Genomic DNA, 18,564 nt, shown 5'->3' on the forward strand with positions numbered 1-18,564 from the left:
CCACACACAATTAATACTCATGTGTTTTTCAGAAAATAATACACCATTTAAATCTAAATTTAAATATGGTACTGAGTGCATTAATTGATGCGTTGATAAGTAGAGGAATGGGTAATTTAATAATTATTTAAGAATTTAGAAGTCAGAATCCCGTTGAGAATGAGAAAGTAAAGAATTTACATCTGATTCATTCTGATATATTGATTCTGGATGGAAAATGTTTACAGAATTATTATCTATTAGAAGTGTCGGCCGTAGTAAATTTTGCTTCTCGTAGATTTGCCCCGTTAAATATTGCCTCATGTAAAATTACTTCCTGTAAATTAGCTAAATATAAATTTGCTCCTGCCAAATTTGCCCCCGTGAGATTTGCACCGACTAGGTTTGCAGCACTAAGGATGGAGCCAGATAAATTTGCCCCAGCTAAGTTAGCACCAGAAAGGTTGGCGGCGGTTAAAATTGCCCCACAGAGATTGGCTTGTAATAAATTTGCACCAGCGAGATTAACACGATAGAGATTCGCGTTTTCTAGATTGGCTTTGCTGAGATTCGCTCCCGCTATATCGATATGGCTCAAATCTAATTGTTGATTTTCTGGGTCTTGCGTTGTATCCCTATGAGCAATCACAGTTAAAGCAGCTTGAATTTCTGCATCAATTGATGATGTTAGCTGTGCGGACGAGATATTATTAGCACAATTGTGGATAAAATTACTGAGAACTTCCATGATTAGCCAGTGCTGTTTTGGATAATCATGGGCTATTTGCTTTAACTCATAAATGGCTTTGAGCCTGGTTTCTATTGTTTGATTGTGGTGCAAGTCTCTTATAGCTTCTTGTAAGCGTTGGGTGATGCTATTCCGCTCACCACAGGCGATCTTTTTTTGACCAGAAAAAACTATCCTATCAATGAGATTCTCTATTAAATTGTTGTGTTGTATCTTTCCTGCAACTGTACGATAAACATTAAAAATCATGGTTAACATAATTAAAGATAATATTTAATATCCATCATGAACGGCGGACACCAGGACAGATGAAAAAACCCGTCTTTATTTCCCTAAGTTCCCTGCGGGACGATTATCCGTAGCTTGCTTCGCTGCCTGCCCAGCTTTACGGCCAACTAACCCTGCCTTTTTTCAGTTAGAAACCACCTGCTATTTTGCATATATTTTTTGATTTTTAATATTCGTAAATATAATTATAATTATCGAAAATACAGAACAAATATTACTTCTTCTGGCAGAAGATATCAATTACAAAAGCATCTGTTACTATAAATGAAATATGTACTAATATGTTTTTTTACTTTAACAAATGCTGCAAAATTTACAGCCACTTACGCATAATTTAGTACTAATTGGTGGAGGTCATACTCATGCTATTGTACTCAGAATGTTTGGCATGAAACCTCTATCTGGAGTACGTTTAACTTTAATTACTCCGTCCGTTGAAACACCATACTCTGGAATGTTACCAGGACATATTAGCGGTGTTTACAACCATGATGAATGCCATATTAACTTGCAAAGATTAGCTAACTTTGCTCAAGCGCAATTGTATATTGATACAGCAGTTGACCTGGATTTGAAAAACTACAAGGTGATTTGTGCTAGTCATCAGGCAGTAGATTTCGACTTGCTGTCTATCGATATTGGAAGCACTCCAGCCACAATGTCTGTATCCGGTGCAGCAGAATATGCAGTTCCGGCTAAACCAGTGTCGCAATTACTAGAACATTGGTATCAGATGCTAGATAGTGTAGTTCAAAAACCGCAAATCAACAGGAGTATTGCGATCGCCGGCGGTGGTGCAGGTGGTGTAGAATTGGCACTATCAATGCAGGCGCATCTACACCGCATCTTCAAACAAGCCCAACAACCCCTAAGTAATCTGGAAATTCATTTATTTCATCGCCAAGCCGAACTGATGTCCCATCATCACCCATCAGTGCAACGTCAAGTCAAACAAGTTCTCATGGCACGGGGTGTTAAGCTTCACTTGAAGGAAACAGTTTCTCACATTGCACCCTCTACCGACACCCAAGACGAAGAACTATTAGAAGTTCAATGTGAATCTGGCATCAAAGTAAATTGCCATAAAATTTTTTGGGTAACCCAAGCCTCAGCCCCCCAATGGTTAAAAGCCACAGGATTAGCCACCGATGAGAGGGGCTTTATTTTAGTTGAGGACACATTACAATCGCCCACACACCCAGAGGTATTTGCAGCTGGTGACATCGCCACAATGATTCATCATCCCCGCCCAAAAGCAGGGGTATTTGCTGTACGCCAAGGTAAACCCTTATTCGACAACCTCAGGCGGAAATTAAGGGGACAACCGCTCAAACCCTACAAACCACAGCAACAATATTTAAGTTTAATTGGTACAGGTGACAAACGAGCGATCGCTACCAAAGGTTGTATCACTTTACCACCCCATCAATTATGCTGGCAATGGAAGGACTGGCTTGACCGTCGCTTTATGCAGCAATTCCCATGAGAAAATTCCACAACTGACGCATCAAGGTTTGGAGAAGGGTATAGGGGTGTAGGGGTGTAGGGGAGCCAGTTGCGTGGGCGGGTTTCCCGACTTGAGCAAACTGGCGTGTATAAATGTTTGAAACCCTTACATCCTTACACCCGGTCTCAACAGAAAATCTGAGTGCGTAAGTCCTACATATAAGACAAGGTTTAAAATGGCTGATATGAGAGCCAAAATTGAAAATCAAGTCCTATTTCTGCATCATGAAGACTTACCAGAGTTTAAAAAAGGCGGTTCTGTAGTTAGAAACTCCTATTTTTGGGCGCTACGTTCAATTGCTGGTAGAGCCTCCCGTTATCGTGACTGGGAATATGAGCCAGAAGTGTGGCTAGCACTAGCGCGAATGCTGTTGTCTTTCTCCGAGTCGGGATATTTGGGTTATCGAGAAACTATATTAGAGTTTCCTTTATCACAAGGGGAAATTCCTGATTTATTACGAGATGTCGCTACCTGGGAATAAGGAGAACAGCGTAAATATAGAGGTTTGCAGTTGAGTCCAATATAGACCCAACCCTCAACCTCTTCCTTACACAGCTTTAAAGCCTCTCGCCTTGTAGGAGATAAGTTTGCAGAGAAGTTAAATACTAGAACTTAAACCCAAGCGAAAAGTAAACCCAGGACTATAAATACGATTCACTCGCTCATATTGTTCACCTAGTAAATTTTCTAAGTAAACTGTTAGTCCTAAAGTACGAGTTAAGGGGATGCGACCACTCAAATCTAAATTGACAAAAGATGAGACGAAATCTGTAGTTGTCTCACCTGGTCGGTTGAAAAAGGCTCTACGAGCGCCACTATTGTAGGTAACATACAAATTAGCCTGCCAACCTGAGTTTTGATAACCTACACCAGTTTGCAATACAGAATAGGGAATCATCCCCAACTGTAAACCTCTTTCTGAACCTGTCTTAATTTGGGCATCTGTATAAGTGTAGTTGAGAAAAGTTGACCAGTTATTAGCAACTTTTAATTGCAGTGCGGCTTCTAAACCATTGGTATCGACTAAGCCAATATTTGCCCATCTTCCAGCCACAATTCCTAAGCGATTATTCAGACTGCTGCCAAAATAGGTAAACTGTCCTGTTAAATTATCAGCAAGCTTGACATCTACCCCCGCAGTCCAAGAGGAACCTGTTTCCGGCTCTAAATCGGGGTTTGGTTCCCAACCATGAACTGTATCATAAACGTACAACTGGTCTAAACCTGGGTTGCGCTGTCCTCCAGCCCAACTACCACGCATAGCAATTAATGGTGTAATGTCGTAACGTAAGCCCACACTAGGGTTAAGATAATTGCCAAACTGACCATCAAAACTTTGTCTCAGTCCTAAATCTAACTGAAAACTATTGCTCAGATTCCATGTATTCACAGCAAATAAAGCTGTATTTAATACATTTCTATTTTCAGATTCGTTAAAAGCCGTCCGATTCGGACTAGAGCTTAAAACATCACCACTTAAATCAGTATTTTTTAAATCTAGTCCCCAACGCAATTTATTATTTGGGGAAATTTTCCAATCATGATCAATCCTACCAGTGAATTGTTGTGTATCTAAAACACCAGTGCGATAAAATTCTCTACCTGCAAAAACTGTAGGGCCATAGGTGCTGAAATAATTTTGGTTATAACCAAAGGTAGTGGTCAGGTTGGAGTTATCGCCATTCCCAAGGCGAGTTTTCCAAGATAAACCAATATTTAAACCATCATGGTCTAATCTATCTCTTTGTAGGGGAAATCCGAAATAAACTAAGCCTCTACGACTACTGAGTTTAGTAATATCTAAACTTAACGAGTTTCTTTGATCTAAATCTAAGCCAATATTGCCAAAGTAGGTGCTAGTAGAGGTATCTGCATTCGATAAAAACCCTTGGGAGTCACGATTGGCTGCACCTACAGGCACACGATAACGGTTATCAACAAAATATCTCTCAAAGCTAAAATTATAATTTGCCGCACCAACTGAACCACTATAACTAAACTGTTGATTATTCAGATTGAGTGAGCCAAATTCTAAACTACTCGTCAATTTAGGTTGTGCAAAACCTTTTTTGGTGATGATATTCACCACTCCCCCAAAAGCAGAGGAACCATATAAAGCAGAGGTCACGCCGCTAGATAATTCGACACGCTCAATAGATTCTACAGGAATACTATTAAGGTCAGTTGCACCATGATATGTGTTGACATCATTGTTAATTGGTCTGCCATTGATGAGGAATACAGACTGATTAATTGAGGCTCCCCGGTAATAAGTACCCGTGTGTATATCTGCACCATGACCAACATCATTAATAGCAAAACCAGGCATTCTTTTTAATACATCAGCGACACTGGTAGCGCCTTGTTTTTGAATTTCTTCTTGGTCAATAACGTAAGTGGGAGTAGATACTGGCAGAGTTTCTGGTTCGGCGATCGCTTCTATGGTAATGTCTGCATCATCACTAGAAGTTTCCTCAATTTCTGGCTGTTCCTTAGGTTCACTGTCTGAATTTAATTCTCCTGGTGTCGATTGAGTTAATAATTCAGCATTGGTCGTGGGTAACTCAATTTCACTCAAATACGGAATATCAGAATTATCTACTGTTTGAGTAATTTCCGTATCACTACCCAAAGCCGGAAATGCTAAAAATAAACTAGGAAAAGCAACGGGCAGCCAAAAAAAGCTCTTTTTCACTTCGTCTCACACCAAGTAATAACAATTACTAAGTATTATTGTTACTTTTTTTGTAAAATTGTGTCAAAAGACACGCTGTCGTATTTCCCCTAGTTTATGATGCAAAGCTTTTCAGTTGTTAGTTGTTTTGCCACTGACTTTAGACTATTAGCTGAAAAGGAGCTTTCCTAATGCGCGAATTTTGAATTGGTCAGGGCTTACGCACCCAAGTTGTCTGTTGAGACTGGGTATAAAGGGGTAAGGGTTTTAAAAATTTACACCCTTACACCCTTGATGTTTGGTTGTTATGCGTAAGTCTTATTAGCATAAATAAGTACAGTACAATAAACCTGTACTTATATTCCTAGCCAGGAGAAGAAATTTTCCCACCAAGGAAGTGTGAGATTACTTACTGTCAATTTCATTTTTTGACGGATGTCTTTAATATTCCAGTTAGTTAGCCTAGCTAGAGTTTGGGCTTCTTGTTCAAAACGTTTTGGCAAAGAGCGCTTATATTCTCTACCAGCCTGACACTTTGCTTCTCCTGTGAATGGATGTTGCAATACATATCTTCCTTGAAAAGATTCACGGTTAGATGTTTCCTGAAACATCAAATCTTCGGGGAACTTGTCGCGGGTATAGCGGACGTGTAGGCGAGAGATAAAGACGTTACTTACAGGAAATCGGCGAAAGCTAGGAGAACCTGGACTAGAAGCATCTCTATCTAACCAAAACACACCAGCCTGTTTTAATTCATCTGGAGTTAAAGGATCACCAGAACAGGGGTCACAACTACCCATGTCCCAGGCATATTCTAGGAAAGCGACTTTCTTACCTTCTTTGGTGTATGCCGTTTGGAAAGTGGACTTGTAAAAGTCGCCAAATTCTGATTTCACAAATAAGGGGATGTTGGCGTTAGAGGGGATTTTTACTGTCCGATAATTGGTGATTTCCGCCTGACCTTGAGGTGAGAGGACATAGACAATTAAATCTTGCTCTGTAGTAGCGTTAATCATGCCTAAACGAATAGGTAGCATGAACCTAGAGGACTTGTAAGCAATTTGCAGTGGGCGGAGAAATTGATAACCAGATTGTTCAAATCTATCTAAATTGACCTTGGCAACAAAGAACTTCATTGAGGAGCGAATATAAGGCTTAAGTAGCTGTTTTGCACCTCTAGGAATTTTGTAACCATTGCGGTTGAGCCAAGTTTCCAAGCCACCGGATTCTTTGGCGCTTAAAACCACAATGTCGTATTCTCCAACATTAAAGCGTGCCTCCACTGTCACACCCAAACTACGATCGCCCCTTCTTCTTGCAGCCCCAGATTCATTGAGGGCGGCGCTAGGTGCAGGTAGTGCCTCTAGTGCAAAATCCTCGACAGCGCAAGGATTAGAGTCGAAATATTCCACCAAACGCGGCGCACTAAAAGCATCCAACCGCTCAATAATTTTGGGTTCAGCCACACGCACCTGCTCTTTTTTAATGACCGTCGGTACGGGTACAACCATCGCAAAATCTTTAACTTCGCCCTGGTAATCATTAGCCATAGTCAACACAGTGCGATCGCCATCCCGTGCCAACACCACCTGAGACGCTTTGTTATACAATTTGGCATCAGCCTTAGCCACATAAAATCCACAAAATGCCCAAGCCGCAGGTGCAAAGCACAGCACGGCCACTATTACCAACAACAATGGAACAAGTAATTTAAATCGCTTCATATTATTTTTGAATCTTGAATTGATAACTCCCTCATCCAAGAAAACCTTGGTGCAGACCACAGAAAATCTACCAAGATGGTCAAGGGTGCAAAGGCGAACAATACCCAAAAAACTGCGGTGGGAACAAAGAAATAGTTCCGCAAAATAAAAGTGAAAATGGCAATGCTGAATGCCCAAACTATTCGCCCAATTCGGGCATTAGGAATTGATCGGGGGTCTGTAATCATAAATAAGGCAAATAGCAGCAAAGACCCACTCATCAATCGATGCCAGTAAACATCCCAAGTCCAGCCCAACCAGAGATTACGCACGGCTTCTAGCAACGAGTAGCTTCCTAAAAAAGCAGCTGTTGTATCCCAGCGACCGATACGCCGTAAAATCATGCCACCAGCACCAGCGAATAACAGCCCATACCACCACTCTTCACCCCACTGACCAGGAGAAACCCAAGCATCAGGAGTTAAAGCTAAGGCAGAGATGATGCCAAAATTAGCCGGGTTGAAGAAATGTTTATTGTTGACTTGAAAGACAAATTTACTAGCGATCGCACTAGCTGCGGCTAACGCCATTGTTGTCCAATGATCAGCACGCAACAATAAGCTTAGTCCCAAAGAAGTAATCAACGCACTGCGGAGATTTAGCTCAGGGAATGGGGAATAGGAAGTAGGGCTGGGAGACATTTTCTCTCCCTTGCTCCCAGGCCCCAGCCCCCAGCCTTGTTTCACCAGCGACAATAGCCATTGTGTTAATAGACAGGTGGCGATCGCTACTGCTATTAATTCCGGTTGCAATGTCCAGTCCCTTGTACTAATCCCTAGTATGAGAAACAAGCTCAGAAAAATAATTTGATAATCTCGTATATCTTTGAGCAACATTAACCCTTTATTCAGGGATTTCCCCTAGATTTTCCCTTAATCTAAGCGAGTGCAACCCAAAATCACACTGCCGTTACAAATTTTGTTACAAGTCGAGGTTTGTTTGAGGAGTGATGAATAAGGAGCCATTATTTCTTAATTTTGAATTTTGTTGGCGTAGCCTACTCTTCTCCTTCGGAGACGCTAACGCGTAGCTTGCTTCCCCATAGGGGTACGAGAACGCTACGCGAACCCGCAGGGTATTTTGAATTTTGAATTGGTATCACTCACCCATTAGGTAGAGAGCTAGAATGTAGAGTCGCTTCGTTAGTCAGAGGATATTTAATTTCAGGCTTTTTACAATTAGATCAGGTTAATCAGCAGTAAAATGTTTGAGGCAGAAAGTCAAGGAAAGATGCGACTTAATACTTAAACAGTGAATTTATTACTCATTACTCCTTACTTTAAACCCAGTTGTTCGCTAAACTACCGGGAGTGTGAAACCATGCTATTTAAAGACCGGACAGTAGCAGGTCAAGTTTTGGCTAAAAAATTAGCAGATTATGCTAATCGCTCCAATGTGTTGGTGTTAGCCTTACCTAGAGGTGGTGTACCTGTTGGTTTTGAAGTGGCTAGGGCTTTAAATGCTCCCTTAGATGTGCTGGTAGTGCGTAAGCTGGGTGTACCGGACAATGAAGAATTAGCAATGGGGGCGTTAGCGAAGCTCCCCGGAACGGGGTTCGCTTCTGGTGGTGTACGGATACTAAATCAAAGTATTGTCAATGATATTCAAATCTCTGATGAAGTAATTGCCAGAGTTGCAGTCCAAGAAGAAAGGGAACTCGAAAGAAGGGAAAGTATGTATCGAGGCGATCGCCCTTTTCCCAATTTGCAAGGACAAACCGTGATTTTAGTAGATGATGGTTTAGCCACTGGTGCAACTATGTGGGCTGCCATAATTGCTGTCCGACAACAACAACCCAAAGAAATTGTGATTGCTGTGCCGGTTGCTGCACCTGAAACCTGTGATGAGATGCAAAACAAGGTGGAAAAAATCGTCTGCGCCAATACACCTAGTCCATTTTATAGCGTAGGTATGTGGTATGAGAAGTTTCCACAAACTACGGATGATGAAGTTAGAGAGTTATTAAACAAAGCTAACAATAACCATGAGCCATTATTGTCTGGGAATTAGAAACGCTGTTTCTTAATAATCAACATGAATAATGAATTAAGGCAAACTGCATCCCAACTGCTAGCAGCAATGCTATCCAATCCCCACATTTACACCCAAATTAGTGAAGAGGGTGGCTATGGACAAATGGAACAGGAATTAATTATAACGGCTGTAGAGATGGCAGAAAGTTTAATTCAGCACATTGACAATGCTCATCCTCAAACTGAGTCTAAACTACAGCAAAGAAATTGACCACTATATTCTCCTTGAAAATACTGCTTGATTCCCTATCCTCTTGTGGATAGGGTTTTTAATATTAATGCGGACAAATTAATATTATAGTTTTACAAAATTCATAATGTTTTAGCTGAAACAGCAAGAAGCCTCACGTCTCACCCGGAGGGGAGCATGAGATGAATTGCGCGTGAGTTGACGACAGTCCTCTGACTGATATTGAGCGTCAGCGAAATTAAGGAAGAGGGTATGGAGGAAACGAGCAAAATATTGTTTTATAATAATTTATAGTGAATTGATTTTAGTCTAAAATGCTCAAGGTCGTCAAAATCAGGTTATATCCACATGCCCAACAGCAGCAGTCATTGGCTCAAGCTTTTGGCAGTTGTCGTTGGCTTTGGAATTACTGTCTGAATTTGATAAACCAAGCATACAAAGAGACAGGCAAGGGGTTGTCTGGATATCAAGTTAAAAAGATAATCCCTCAGTTAAAGAAAGAACATGAATGGCTGACAGCAACCTATTCGCAATGTTTACAGCAGGTGTGCTTGAATCTTGGCGTGGCTTTCAATAACTTCTTTGAAAAAAGAGCTAAATATCCTAGATTCAAATCAAAGCATGGTAAGCAGTCAATACAATACCCTCAAAATGTTAAAGTTGCTGATAATTATTTAAGTCTGCCCAAAATAGGCGACGTATCAGCAACAATTCATAGACCCATTGAGGGAAAAGTTAAAACTGTAACCATATCTAAAAACTGTTCCAATCAATACTTTGCGGCTATTCTGTTTGATGATGGCAAAGACAAACCTTCTGCAAATACAGACGGCAAGGCAATAGGCATTGATTTGGGATTAACTCACTTTGCTATTACTAGTCAGGGGTCTAAGTTTGACAATCCTAGAATACTTGACAAGCATGAGAAGAATCTAAAGCTCAAACAGCAACAGCTATCTAGAAAACAGAAAGGCTCTAACAACCGTATTAAAGCTAGAAACAAAGTTGCTAGAGTTCACAGAAAAATAACTAACTGCCGTGAGGATTTTCTACACAAGCTATCGCGTAGGATAGTTAACGAAAACCAAGTTATTGTGGTTGAAAATCTCAATGTTAAAGGCATGATGCGAAATCATTGTTTGGCTAAATCCATCCATCAAGTAGGATGGGGTATGTTTTGCACAATGCTGAAATATAAGGCAGATATGGAAGGGAAAATTTATCAGGAAGTCGATAGATTCTTCCCTAGTTCAAAAACCTGTCATGTGTGTCTAAATCAAGTTGGCAGTTTACCGCTAGATGTAAGATTCTGGACTTGCGAGAACTGCCATACAAAACATGATCGGGATGTGAACGCAGCTATTAACCTCAGAGATGAGGGACTACGGATTTTGACCTCTGGAACGGGGGATAAAGCCTGCCGCCCAGATGTAAGTCGCAGTAATAGAGGACGTAAGAAATCTACTACTACGCTTTCTGCTGGACAGGAAGCCTACACTGTACCGCAAGGTCAGTGTAGGTAGTTCACTGAAAGCTTCATTAAATAAGTGCAGAGATAAAATTCTTTATAGGATGGCTAGAGCAATATAGCGCTTCTCGTTTGTATGCAATACATTTTGATCTTTCTCCTATAAGAAGAAAGGCTTTGAGTCCTACTCCCCTTCTCTACAAGGGAAGGGACTGGTGATTAGGTCTGTATTTAACTCAATTGCAAACCGCGATAGTGCCACCAATCATCTTGTCAATGCTGGTTTACGTACTCCAGCCAAACTACATGAAAATTTTATATTTAAATTTGTCTATCTACTTAATCATCGACCCTTATCATAATCATTTCTGTCAAAAGTTAATACTGATAAATCAGTATTAATACGTTAAATAAATCTTTTTTTGAATTTTTCATTGAGACTTAAATAAAAGTCCCAACTATGAAAAATATTTTGTTAGAAGTAAACATACACACCAACAATCGTTGTCTAACTCTCAAATTAACAAACCTGATTCTAGTAGAACATTAAACATATTTATTCTGCACATGAAAGCTAACTTACTAACCGCTTTAGTTACTACCGCCGCCACCATTGCAGGCTTGTGCTACAAAATTGATACTGCATCTGCATCTGGTTTTACATGGAATAATTCTTGGACTCAACCCACTGTTGAAAGTAAGTCTGTCACTGGTTTTAATGACACACCTTTTCAACAATTCGTACAAGCAGAAGGTATTGCGCTACCAAACAGTGGACAGTTTATATTAGACCCCACAAAGCTGAAGCTAAAATATGACCATGACGTTTCGGTTTACTTCATCAACGAAGGTGCAGGTTACAGAAACCAATTAGCTTTTGAGGCCACAGGAAGTACTAACAGTTCAGGATTAGTTTTTAATGACATTGCCTGTGAAGGTACAGGGTGTGTTGGTGCTTGGGGTGGTAATACTTTACAATTGGGAGATGGAGTTAAGCTGGGCAATTTTACCGCAGGTACTCAACTCGATTTATGGTTGCGTGCTGATGGTTTAAGCCGTGGTGACTCAGCAAATATCTTCGGAACTAAAACCTCATCTAACGCTGATGGACTACAACACGTAGTTGCTTATAGTTTTAACAATTATATTTTGTTGGGCTTTGAGGATTTGTATGGAGCTTTGGGTGCTTCCGGACAAGATGTAAATACTGGTAGGTGGAATGAAAATTCTGATCGCGATTTCAATGATGTGATCGTTGTTCTTGATATCGGTGAGAGAAATGTACAAGCGTTAGTGAGTGCTACCACCCCTGAGCCGTCTGTTACTTTGTCGATGCTACTTATCGGATCTGTCAGTGTATTAGGGTTACGCCGTCGCCACAAGCCCACTGCTCAATAAATTAATCTAGAGTCTGTTCTGCGTTCCTATCACATCACACTGCTGGAAACAGCAACTATCAGTGCAGTCATCCACCAAAGACACTAAAAATGGTAAATGCGTTTTCACCCATATTTATGATATGGGTGAATTTATGTTTAAAATTACGTTATTAGGGTGTACTCTGCAAATTCAAAGTCAAAATATCTGTTTTTTATTGCAAATTGCGAATTGCTTTTATCTGCCACGATCGCGTTCTAAATCATCAATCACTTTCTGCATATACCATTCTTCCGACATCCCTGGTTGGTAATCTTTTTGCTGCTGAATTAATCTTTGAGCAATTTCCCAATACCCACCAACCAACCGCAGGAGTTTTTGACGCAGCACATTCGACTTTTGTTGTTTATATTCGGGAATAGATGTCTGAATTTGTTTGAGGCTATCTTGGGTTAGTTGGTAATTTTCCCAGTCTTGTTGTTCACAAAAGATACTGGCTGCACGTTGATAGTCTTCAACGGCGTTTTGCATTTCTTCGAGAAAAGTGTAAGCTATGCCGCGATTGTAGTAAGCTTGGGCATCATGGGGGTTAATCTGCAACGCTTTGCCATAGTCTTGAATAGCACCCAGATAATTACCCATTGCACGATAGGTATTTCCTCTGGCAACATAACCTAAGGTGTCTTCTGGCTGTATTTGAATGGCTTGATTAAAATCGGCGATCGCACCTCGATGATCACCTAATAGAGAACGTGCTTTACCTCGGTTACGGTAAACGACTGCATCTTGAAAGTTTAATTGTAATGCTTGGTTAAAATCGGCGATCGCTTCTCGATAATTTCCCATTTTGCACCGTACCACTCCCCGACAGCAATAGGCTTGAGCATCTTGAGGATCGGCTTGTAATATCCAGTTTAAATCGGCTATGGCTTCTCTGGTGTCTCCCTGTTCGGCTTTGTCTAATAGCTGGGTAAAATATTCGTTCACAGATGTGATGGGTGCAATGGGAGACTTTGTTGGCTGTATGGTGGATTGTTTCGGTGGCTGTAACTGTTTAATTTTCTCTAGACACAGACGACAATTTTCCTGGTCTTTCTGCTGTAGGTATAATTCCGCAGCTTGTTTAAAACTAGCGATCGCATCTTGAATGTATCCCTGTTTGCGCCGCACTGTCCCCCGTAAGTGATGAGCCGCAGCATAATTAATATTTAGCCGAATCGCCTGTTCTACATCTTCCAGCGCCCCTGGTAAATTTTTCAGAGCTAGCCGTGCTAATGATCGACAGTAATATGCTTCCACACTTTCAGGGTTTATCCTGATAACTTCAGTGTAATCTGACACAGCCAAAAGGATTGCTCCTGAGTCATAATATGCTAAACCCCTTTGTAAATAAGCTTCCGCAAAATAAGGAGTAAGTTTTAAAGCACGGCTAAATTCCTCAATGGCTCCAGCGTAGTCTCTTTGTTTAGCTTTTTCCAGTCCCTGGTTATAAAACTCGTTATTCATAGCATTTATCTATGTCTTACCTTGCCCATGACAGAACTATGAAAATCAGAACTATCAATACTGGTATATCACTTGATTAGCCAAAAGGAACAGCCAAGACCCATAATGTATTTTCAAAAATGGCTTGTTTGCAGTTCACTACAGCTAAGTATTCTTTTCGTACACAAAGAAATTCATCAATAGTTTTTATTCAGTTTGCAAATCAGATGCCTATAGTAAAAATAATTCTTAACTAATTCTCAGCTTTAACTCATTTTTTTGCTGACAAGAAGCTATATATTATCCTTAAATTGCCAATTTAAGGAAATTTAACCTATGAGATATAAATATTTAATCATTATTGGGTTAATTAGTATTTTAAGTGTTGGTTGTACAAATCAGACTGTTACTGAAACACCAACAGCAACAACTGTAGCTACTGCTGACGTGAAGCCAGGTAATTTCCAAGCTGGAGAACATCCAACTCAAGGACAAGTTTCCGTAGTGAAAGAAGCAGGGAAGAACTACCTGGAGTTTGATCAAAATTTCAAAACCGATCAAGGCCCAGACTTATATGTAATTCTGTATCGTTTTGAAAAACCACCAATATCCGGAATTAAAGAAAAAGATTATGTGAGTCTTGCTCGTTTACAAAAAACAACTGGCAATCAACGTTATGCTTTACCAAATAATGTTAATTTGCAACAATTTAAATCTATAGCTATATGGTGTCGAAAATTTAATGCTACTTTCGGTTATGCCATTTTATAAATTTGCAGAAGTACTGTGAATCAAACAAGAAGTTAAAGACGATTCAGTACTCAGAAATCATCACTCAAAAAATATATGGAAATAGCCGATTTTTTAGGTCTGATACATCCAGCGATCGCCGTCATTTTTGTATTTCCTTTAATTGGCATTGTCAGTAACTTTGCCTGGCAAACACGCCAACGTCGTTTTCAGACATTAGCGGGAGGTAAAAGCAAGATTCCTCCTATAGTGGGAACAGAACATAGGCGCATAGGCGAATGGTTAAGTAGTGCAGTTGTAGGTATATCTTTAGTTGGCTTAGGGTATGCGATTGGTAAAAATATTATTAAAAATCAACTATGGAATAAGAATTTAACCCAAGTTATTTTTATTCTTATCATGTTTGTTTTAACTATAGCTTCCTTAGTCTTTCTCTATCAGGCAAAACAAAAGCTCTGGCGTGGTATATTTGCCACTTTAACTGGTGTTGGCTTAGTAGTTATTGGTTGTCAAGATGGAGTATTTCGCCGAACAAATGAATGGTATTGGTCGCATTACTATATAGGTATAGCTGCATCACTGCTAATGATTTTTTCTGTAGCTATTGTGCAGGATATTTATCAAGATAAAACCCATCGCTGGCGGATTATTCACACTATTCTCAATACCATTGCTTTATTATTATTTATTGGACAAGGTTTTACAGGTACACGAGATTTATTAGAAATTCCTTTAAGTTGGCAAGAACCATACGTTTACCAGTGCAATTTTGCTCAGAAAACTTGCCCAAATCCCCCATCCCAAGAATCAAAATAAAGTCGGCGATCGCACAGAGTTTAATTCTATATCAGAATCTCGAATTACCCTGGTTACGCTGGTGGGATAATCAGGGTAATTTACTCATGACAGGGTGAGAGCAGTCACAGTTTGCACAAGCAATAGCGGAACGTCTTGCAGTAAAGTTAAAAGAATTAGGTGTCAATCCAGACGATTTATAGCAAGTCATAAATTATACAAATTAAAACTGGTATTACGAATTATTTGCTCAAATTGCCCCCAATCGGATGATTCTACAGAACAAAGCGAGTAACTAACACATATTGTAGTATCATTGTAACTCGTGCTTCTCATGGTAGAACCAATGACACCTAGATTTAAATACACCAAGGCTAGTCAAGAGAATATTCAACAGCTGGGGAATATTCTTGAACAGTGCTTTGTCATGTCCTTTGGTGACAGTGAAATTTATGTCAAAGGTATTGGCTTAGAAAACTTTCGCGTTATTTACCGTGAACAGAAAGTTGCAGGTGGACTGGCAATTTTACCGATGGGTCAGTGGTGGGGGGGTCAGCGTGTACCAATGGCGGGGATTGCGGCTGTGGGTATTGCTCCAGAATATCGTGGTGATGGAGCTGCGATCGCGCTCATTCAGCATACCCTCCAAGAAATCTCTGAGCAAGACATCCCTATCTCGGTTCTCTATCCAGCTACACAACGCCTTTATCGAAAAGCAGGGTATGAACAAGCTGGTAGTTCTTGCGTGTGGGAAATTCCCACCGATAGTATTCAAATTCAACACGCCTCTTTACCCTTAGAACCCGTAGTTCTCAAAAATAATCCCATCTTTCATGAGTTGTATCAACAACAGGCGCAACTGACGCACGGATACTTAGATCGACATCCTGCCATTTGGCAAGGATTAAATCGCACACTTGATACAGAAACTCTCTATAGTTATTTAATTGGTGACAAAGACAAACCACAAGGTTACATCATCTTTACTCAAGAACGAACCAGAGATGGCTCAATCCTCAGAATTAGAGATTGGGTAACGCTTTCAAATCCTGCTGTCCAAAGTTTTTGGACATTTATTGCCAATCATCGCTCCCAAATTGACAAAGTAACGTGGAAAAGTTCTGTCATCGATGCGTTGACATTGCTGCTACCAGAACAAAGTGCCACAATCAGGAGTCAAGACCGTTGGATGTTGCGAATCGTCAATGTTTGCAAAGCACTGGAGGCGCGGGGTTATCCACTAGGAGTAGAAGCGGAGTTACATTTAGAAGTACAAGATGACCTTTTAGCTACCAACCAAGGTAAATTTATCTTATCTGTTGCTAATGGCAAAAGCGAAGTAACAAAAGGTGGCAAAGGTGAATTGCAGCTAGATATTAAAGGATTAGCATCCTTGTACACCAGTCTATTTACACCCCGTCAGTTGCAGCTCACAGGAAAACTCCAAGCGACAGAAACCGCACTCCTCAAAGCTACGCAAATCTTTGCAGGTGAATCCCCTTGGATGATTGATTTCTTTTAAGTAGGAGCATAGGGGATGAGCTTTTCCTATTTCACCTAGATACTTTACTAGATTTTTGAATTACGAATTATTATGCACCACAGTTCTGGTCGCTGGCGCTTAGGCCTGGCTTTATCTCTGCTAACTGTTTTTTTGTGGGGAATTCTACCACTAGCGCTAAAGGTGGTACTGCAAGCACTTGATGTATATACAGTTATTTGGTTTCGCTTTTTGGTATCATTTGCCTTGCTGGCTGTGTATTTAGGGATGCGTGGTAACTTGCCAAAGCTAAAACAGTTACAAGCTAATTCTTGGAAGTTATTAGCGATCGCCACACTCATGTTAGCCTCTAATTACTTTCTGTTTATGCAAGGTCTAGCCTTAACATCACCTGCAAATGCCGAAGTAATTATTCAATTAGCTACTCTCTTGTTAGGTTTTGGTGGCTTAATTTTTTTTCAAGAAAGATACAATTTCTTTCAATGGCTTGGTGTTGGTATATTAACTTTAGGTTACGTTTTATTCTTTCGTTCTCAACTGACTAACGTTATTACATCCCATGATACCTATGTTTACGGCAGTGCCTTAGTAGTTTTAGGCGCAGTAGTTTGGGCTATTTATGCTTTAGCACAAAAGCAATTATTACAGTCCCTATCTTCTGCCCAAATCATGCTAGTTATTTATGGAGGATGTACATTACTCTTCACTCCTTTCACTAAGTTTGATGCAATTAATCAACTCAGTAATCTTCATTTATTCACATTACTTTTTTGCGCTTTAAACACAGTAATTGCCTATGGTGCTTTTGCTGAATCTCTAGAACATTGGGAAGCCTCACGGGTAAGTGCAGTTTTAGCTCTAGCACCGATTTTGACTTTACTCGCAGTGGAGTTGATATCACTCATTGCACCTGATTTAATTCCCCCAGAACCTCTGACAACTACAGGAATTGTGGGAGCGTGTTTAGTGGTAAGTGGTTCAGTGGCGATCGCCTTAAAAAAAGCCTCATAGTCTAAAATCTACAACAAACTTGTTTACTAGTTAATAATCTTATGATTATCGACCCTAACAATGTGCCTATGGAAAGAGGCACAAATTACCCCGATGCTTTCAAAGCGATGGTTGCAGGACGGATACGACAAAGGTTGGGCAACTTTGCTGGGTTGAAGAATTTTGGAGTCAACTTAGTGCAGTTAGAGCCAGGGAGTTTTTCTGCTTTAAGACACTGGCATTCTCATCAAGACGAGTTCATTTATATATTGGCAGGTGAACTGACTTTAATTACAGATGCTGGAGAAGAAATTCTGACACCAGGAATGGCGGCTGGATTTCCCGCAGGTGAAGCCAATGGACATCATTTAGTCAATCGCTCTGCGGTGGTTGGGGTGTATTTAGAAGTAGGCGATCGCACCCCCAATGACCAAGGTTTTTATCCCGATGTACCAGATTTGATGACACCACCTAGTCCTGATGGCAAATCCAGACAATTTATTCACCAAGATGGAACGCTATATGAATAGGGTAATGGGAGATGAAAAAATTCTTCCGTAAATAGCCCAATCAATCATGTAGTTTTCCTATGTAATAAATCACCTACATACAAAGGAAATTTTTCATGACTAACACTAATGCTCAAGAAGCCTCTAAAGTTGCGGAACCTCTACTCCGCCAAGGTGACTCTGGTGCGGCTGTGACTGAATTACAACGGTTGCTGAATGCCAAGGGTGTAAAGGTATCAGTTGATGGGATCTTTGGTGCAGGAACCCAAGCCGCAGTGGTCAAATTTCAGCGCGCCAACGGTCTGACTGCTGACGGAATTGTTGGCTCAAAAACTTGGGTAGCTTTACGAAAGGTTCCTACTCCCACAATTCGTTTAGTAGATGTTGCTCTCAACTACGACCCAACCCAATTTCCCCATCAAGTATCTGCTTTGGAATGGCTGCAAAGTCAAATTCCCGCAGCTACACTCAATGAATTTGCTCGTCGTTGGCGGAATCAGTAGGTTG

The 18,564-nt window shown here is 40.4% G+C and carries 17 protein-coding genes; 12 read left to right on the top strand and 5 right to left on the bottom strand.

Features of this window, described 5'->3' with window-relative positions:
* Positions 1–232 precede the first annotated feature (232 nt).
* Entirely contained in the window at positions 233–985 is a 753-nt protein-coding gene (locus tag GSQ19_RS04580) for a pentapeptide repeat-containing protein (protein WP_011321614.1), read from the bottom strand.
* 331 nt (positions 986–1,316) lie between these two features.
* On the opposite strand from GSQ19_RS04580, the gene GSQ19_RS04585 reads away from it, so the two are divergent.
* Both GSQ19_RS04585 and GSQ19_RS04590 read left to right on the top strand, forming a co-directional pair.
* On the top strand, positions 1,317–2,501 hold the full coding sequence (locus GSQ19_RS04585) for an FAD-dependent oxidoreductase (protein ID WP_011321615.1): 1,185 nt from the start codon (positions 1,317–1,319) through the stop codon (positions 2,499–2,501).
* A 205-nt stretch (positions 2,502–2,706) separates the two neighbouring features.
* Positions 2,707–3,003 (top strand): hypothetical protein, encoded by a 297-nt coding sequence (locus GSQ19_RS04590; RefSeq protein ID WP_010997459.1) that lies wholly within the window; start codon positions 2,707–2,709, stop codon positions 3,001–3,003.
* 117 nt (positions 3,004–3,120) lie between these two features.
* Here the strand turns inward: GSQ19_RS04590 and GSQ19_RS04595 are convergent, their stop codons facing one another.
* The 3 genes from GSQ19_RS04595 to GSQ19_RS04605 all read right to left on the bottom strand — a co-directional run bounded on the left by GSQ19_RS04595 (position 3,121) and on the right by GSQ19_RS04605 (position 7,795).
* Positions 3,121–5,217 carry a TonB-dependent receptor plug domain-containing protein gene (locus GSQ19_RS04595; RefSeq protein WP_011321617.1) on the bottom strand — a complete coding sequence of 699 codons (2,097 nt, stop codon included), beginning with the start codon at positions 5,215–5,217 and terminating at the stop codon, positions 3,121–3,123.
* 335 nt (positions 5,218–5,552) lie between these two features.
* On the bottom strand, positions 5,553–6,920 hold the full coding sequence (locus GSQ19_RS04600; RefSeq protein WP_011321618.1) for a DUF2330 domain-containing protein: 1,368 nt from the start codon (positions 6,918–6,920) through the stop codon (positions 5,553–5,555).
* The gene (locus GSQ19_RS04605; RefSeq protein ID WP_011321619.1) at positions 6,917–7,795 is read right to left on the bottom strand and encodes a Na+-translocating NADH-quinone reductase subunit B; all 879 of its coding nucleotides are present in this window, start codon (positions 7,793–7,795) and stop codon (positions 6,917–6,919) included. The genes GSQ19_RS04600 and GSQ19_RS04605 overlap by 4 nt, the downstream gene beginning before the upstream one ends.
* 484 nt (positions 7,796–8,279) lie before the next feature.
* On the opposite strand from GSQ19_RS04605, the gene GSQ19_RS04610 reads away from it, so the two are divergent.
* The 4 genes from GSQ19_RS04610 (at position 8,280) to GSQ19_RS04625 (ending at position 12,048) form a co-directional block, all read left to right on the top strand.
* Entirely contained in the window at positions 8,280–8,969 is a 690-nt protein-coding gene (locus GSQ19_RS04610; protein ID WP_011321620.1) for a phosphoribosyltransferase, read from the top strand.
* A 24-nt stretch (positions 8,970–8,993) separates the two neighbouring features.
* Positions 8,994–9,203, top strand: a complete 210-nt coding sequence (locus GSQ19_RS04615) for a hypothetical protein (protein ID WP_011321621.1) — start codon at positions 8,994–8,996, stop codon at positions 9,201–9,203.
* A gap of 293 nt (positions 9,204–9,496) precedes the next feature.
* Complete coding sequence (locus GSQ19_RS04620) at positions 9,497–10,705, top strand: RNA-guided endonuclease InsQ/TnpB family protein (protein WP_011321622.1); 1,209 nt, start codon at positions 9,497–9,499, stop codon at positions 10,703–10,705.
* A gap of 512 nt (positions 10,706–11,217) precedes the next feature.
* Positions 11,218–12,048 (top strand): DUF4114 domain-containing protein, encoded by an 831-nt coding sequence (locus GSQ19_RS04625; RefSeq protein ID WP_011321623.1) that lies wholly within the window; start codon positions 11,218–11,220, stop codon positions 12,046–12,048.
* 216 nt (positions 12,049–12,264) lie between these two features.
* Here GSQ19_RS04625 and GSQ19_RS04630 read toward each other — a convergent pair whose 3' ends face one another.
* A complete protein-coding gene (locus GSQ19_RS04630; RefSeq protein ID WP_011321624.1) occupies positions 12,265–13,533 on the bottom strand; it encodes a tetratricopeptide repeat protein in 1,269 nt (422 codons plus the stop codon).
* A gap of 315 nt (positions 13,534–13,848) precedes the next feature.
* Between GSQ19_RS04630 and GSQ19_RS04635 the strand changes: the two genes are divergently transcribed.
* The 6 genes from GSQ19_RS04635 to GSQ19_RS04660 all read left to right on the top strand — a co-directional run bounded on the left by GSQ19_RS04635 (position 13,849) and on the right by GSQ19_RS04660 (position 18,560).
* A complete protein-coding gene (locus tag GSQ19_RS04635) occupies positions 13,849–14,283 on the top strand; it encodes a DM13 domain-containing protein (RefSeq protein WP_011321625.1) in 435 nt (144 codons plus the stop codon).
* Positions 14,284–14,358: 75 nt separating this feature from the next.
* Positions 14,359–15,078 (top strand): DUF4079 domain-containing protein, encoded by a 720-nt coding sequence (locus GSQ19_RS04640; RefSeq protein ID WP_011321626.1) that lies wholly within the window; start codon positions 14,359–14,361, stop codon positions 15,076–15,078.
* Between the two features lie 325 nt (positions 15,079–15,403).
* Positions 15,404–16,579, top strand: a complete 1,176-nt coding sequence (locus tag GSQ19_RS04645) for a GNAT family N-acetyltransferase (RefSeq protein WP_041457114.1) — start codon at positions 15,404–15,406, stop codon at positions 16,577–16,579.
* Between the two features lie 72 nt (positions 16,580–16,651).
* On the top strand, positions 16,652–17,569 hold the full coding sequence (locus GSQ19_RS04650; protein ID WP_011321628.1) for a DMT family transporter: 918 nt from the start codon (positions 16,652–16,654) through the stop codon (positions 17,567–17,569).
* Positions 17,570–17,610: 41 nt separating this feature from the next.
* Entirely contained in the window at positions 17,611–18,078 is a 468-nt protein-coding gene (locus GSQ19_RS04655; RefSeq protein ID WP_011321629.1) for a cupin domain-containing protein, read from the top strand.
* Positions 18,079–18,173: 95 nt separating this feature from the next.
* Positions 18,174–18,560, top strand: a complete 387-nt coding sequence (locus tag GSQ19_RS04660; RefSeq protein WP_011321630.1) for a peptidoglycan-binding domain-containing protein — start codon at positions 18,174–18,176, stop codon at positions 18,558–18,560.
* The last annotated feature ends 4 nt before the right edge of the window (positions 18,561–18,564 follow it).

The organism is Trichormus variabilis 0441 (assembly GCF_009856605.1).
Taxonomy (GTDB): Bacteria; Cyanobacteriota; Cyanobacteriia; order Cyanobacteriales; family Nostocaceae; genus Trichormus; species Trichormus variabilis.

What these genes read in the sequence shown, in the direction of transcription:
- GSQ19_RS04580 (WP_011321614.1), bottom strand. Translation starts at nt 985, where the DNA reads ATGTTAACCATGATTTTTAATGTTTATCGTACAGTTGCAGGAAAGATA.
- GSQ19_RS04585 (WP_011321615.1), top strand. Translation starts at nt 1,317, where the DNA reads ATGCTGCAAAATTTACAGCCACTTACGCATAATTTAGTACTAATTGGT.
- GSQ19_RS04590 (WP_010997459.1), top strand. Translation starts at nt 2,707, where the DNA reads ATGAGAGCCAAAATTGAAAATCAAGTCCTATTTCTGCATCATGAAGAC.
- GSQ19_RS04600 (WP_011321618.1), bottom strand. Translation starts at nt 6,920, where the DNA reads ATGAAGCGATTTAAATTACTTGTTCCATTGTTGTTGGTAATAGTGGCC.
- GSQ19_RS04605 (WP_011321619.1), bottom strand. Translation starts at nt 7,795, where the DNA reads ATGTTGCTCAAAGATATACGAGATTATCAAATTATTTTTCTGAGCTTG.
- GSQ19_RS04610 (WP_011321620.1), top strand. Translation starts at nt 8,280, where the DNA reads ATGCTATTTAAAGACCGGACAGTAGCAGGTCAAGTTTTGGCTAAAAAA.
- GSQ19_RS04615 (WP_011321621.1), top strand. Translation starts at nt 8,994, where the DNA reads ATGAATAATGAATTAAGGCAAACTGCATCCCAACTGCTAGCAGCAATG.
- GSQ19_RS04620 (WP_011321622.1), top strand. Translation starts at nt 9,497, where the DNA reads ATGCTCAAGGTCGTCAAAATCAGGTTATATCCACATGCCCAACAGCAG.
- GSQ19_RS04625 (WP_011321623.1), top strand. Translation starts at nt 11,218, where the DNA reads ATGAAAGCTAACTTACTAACCGCTTTAGTTACTACCGCCGCCACCATT.
- GSQ19_RS04630 (WP_011321624.1), bottom strand. Translation starts at nt 13,533, where the DNA reads ATGAATAACGAGTTTTATAACCAGGGACTGGAAAAAGCTAAACAAAGA.
- GSQ19_RS04635 (WP_011321625.1), top strand. Translation starts at nt 13,849, where the DNA reads ATGAGATATAAATATTTAATCATTATTGGGTTAATTAGTATTTTAAGT.
- GSQ19_RS04640 (WP_011321626.1), top strand. Translation starts at nt 14,359, where the DNA reads ATGGAAATAGCCGATTTTTTAGGTCTGATACATCCAGCGATCGCCGTC.
- GSQ19_RS04645 (WP_041457114.1), top strand. Translation starts at nt 15,404, where the DNA reads ATGACACCTAGATTTAAATACACCAAGGCTAGTCAAGAGAATATTCAA.
- GSQ19_RS04650 (WP_011321628.1), top strand. Translation starts at nt 16,652, where the DNA reads ATGCACCACAGTTCTGGTCGCTGGCGCTTAGGCCTGGCTTTATCTCTG.
- GSQ19_RS04655 (WP_011321629.1), top strand. Translation starts at nt 17,611, where the DNA reads ATGATTATCGACCCTAACAATGTGCCTATGGAAAGAGGCACAAATTAC.
- GSQ19_RS04660 (WP_011321630.1), top strand. Translation starts at nt 18,174, where the DNA reads ATGACTAACACTAATGCTCAAGAAGCCTCTAAAGTTGCGGAACCTCTA.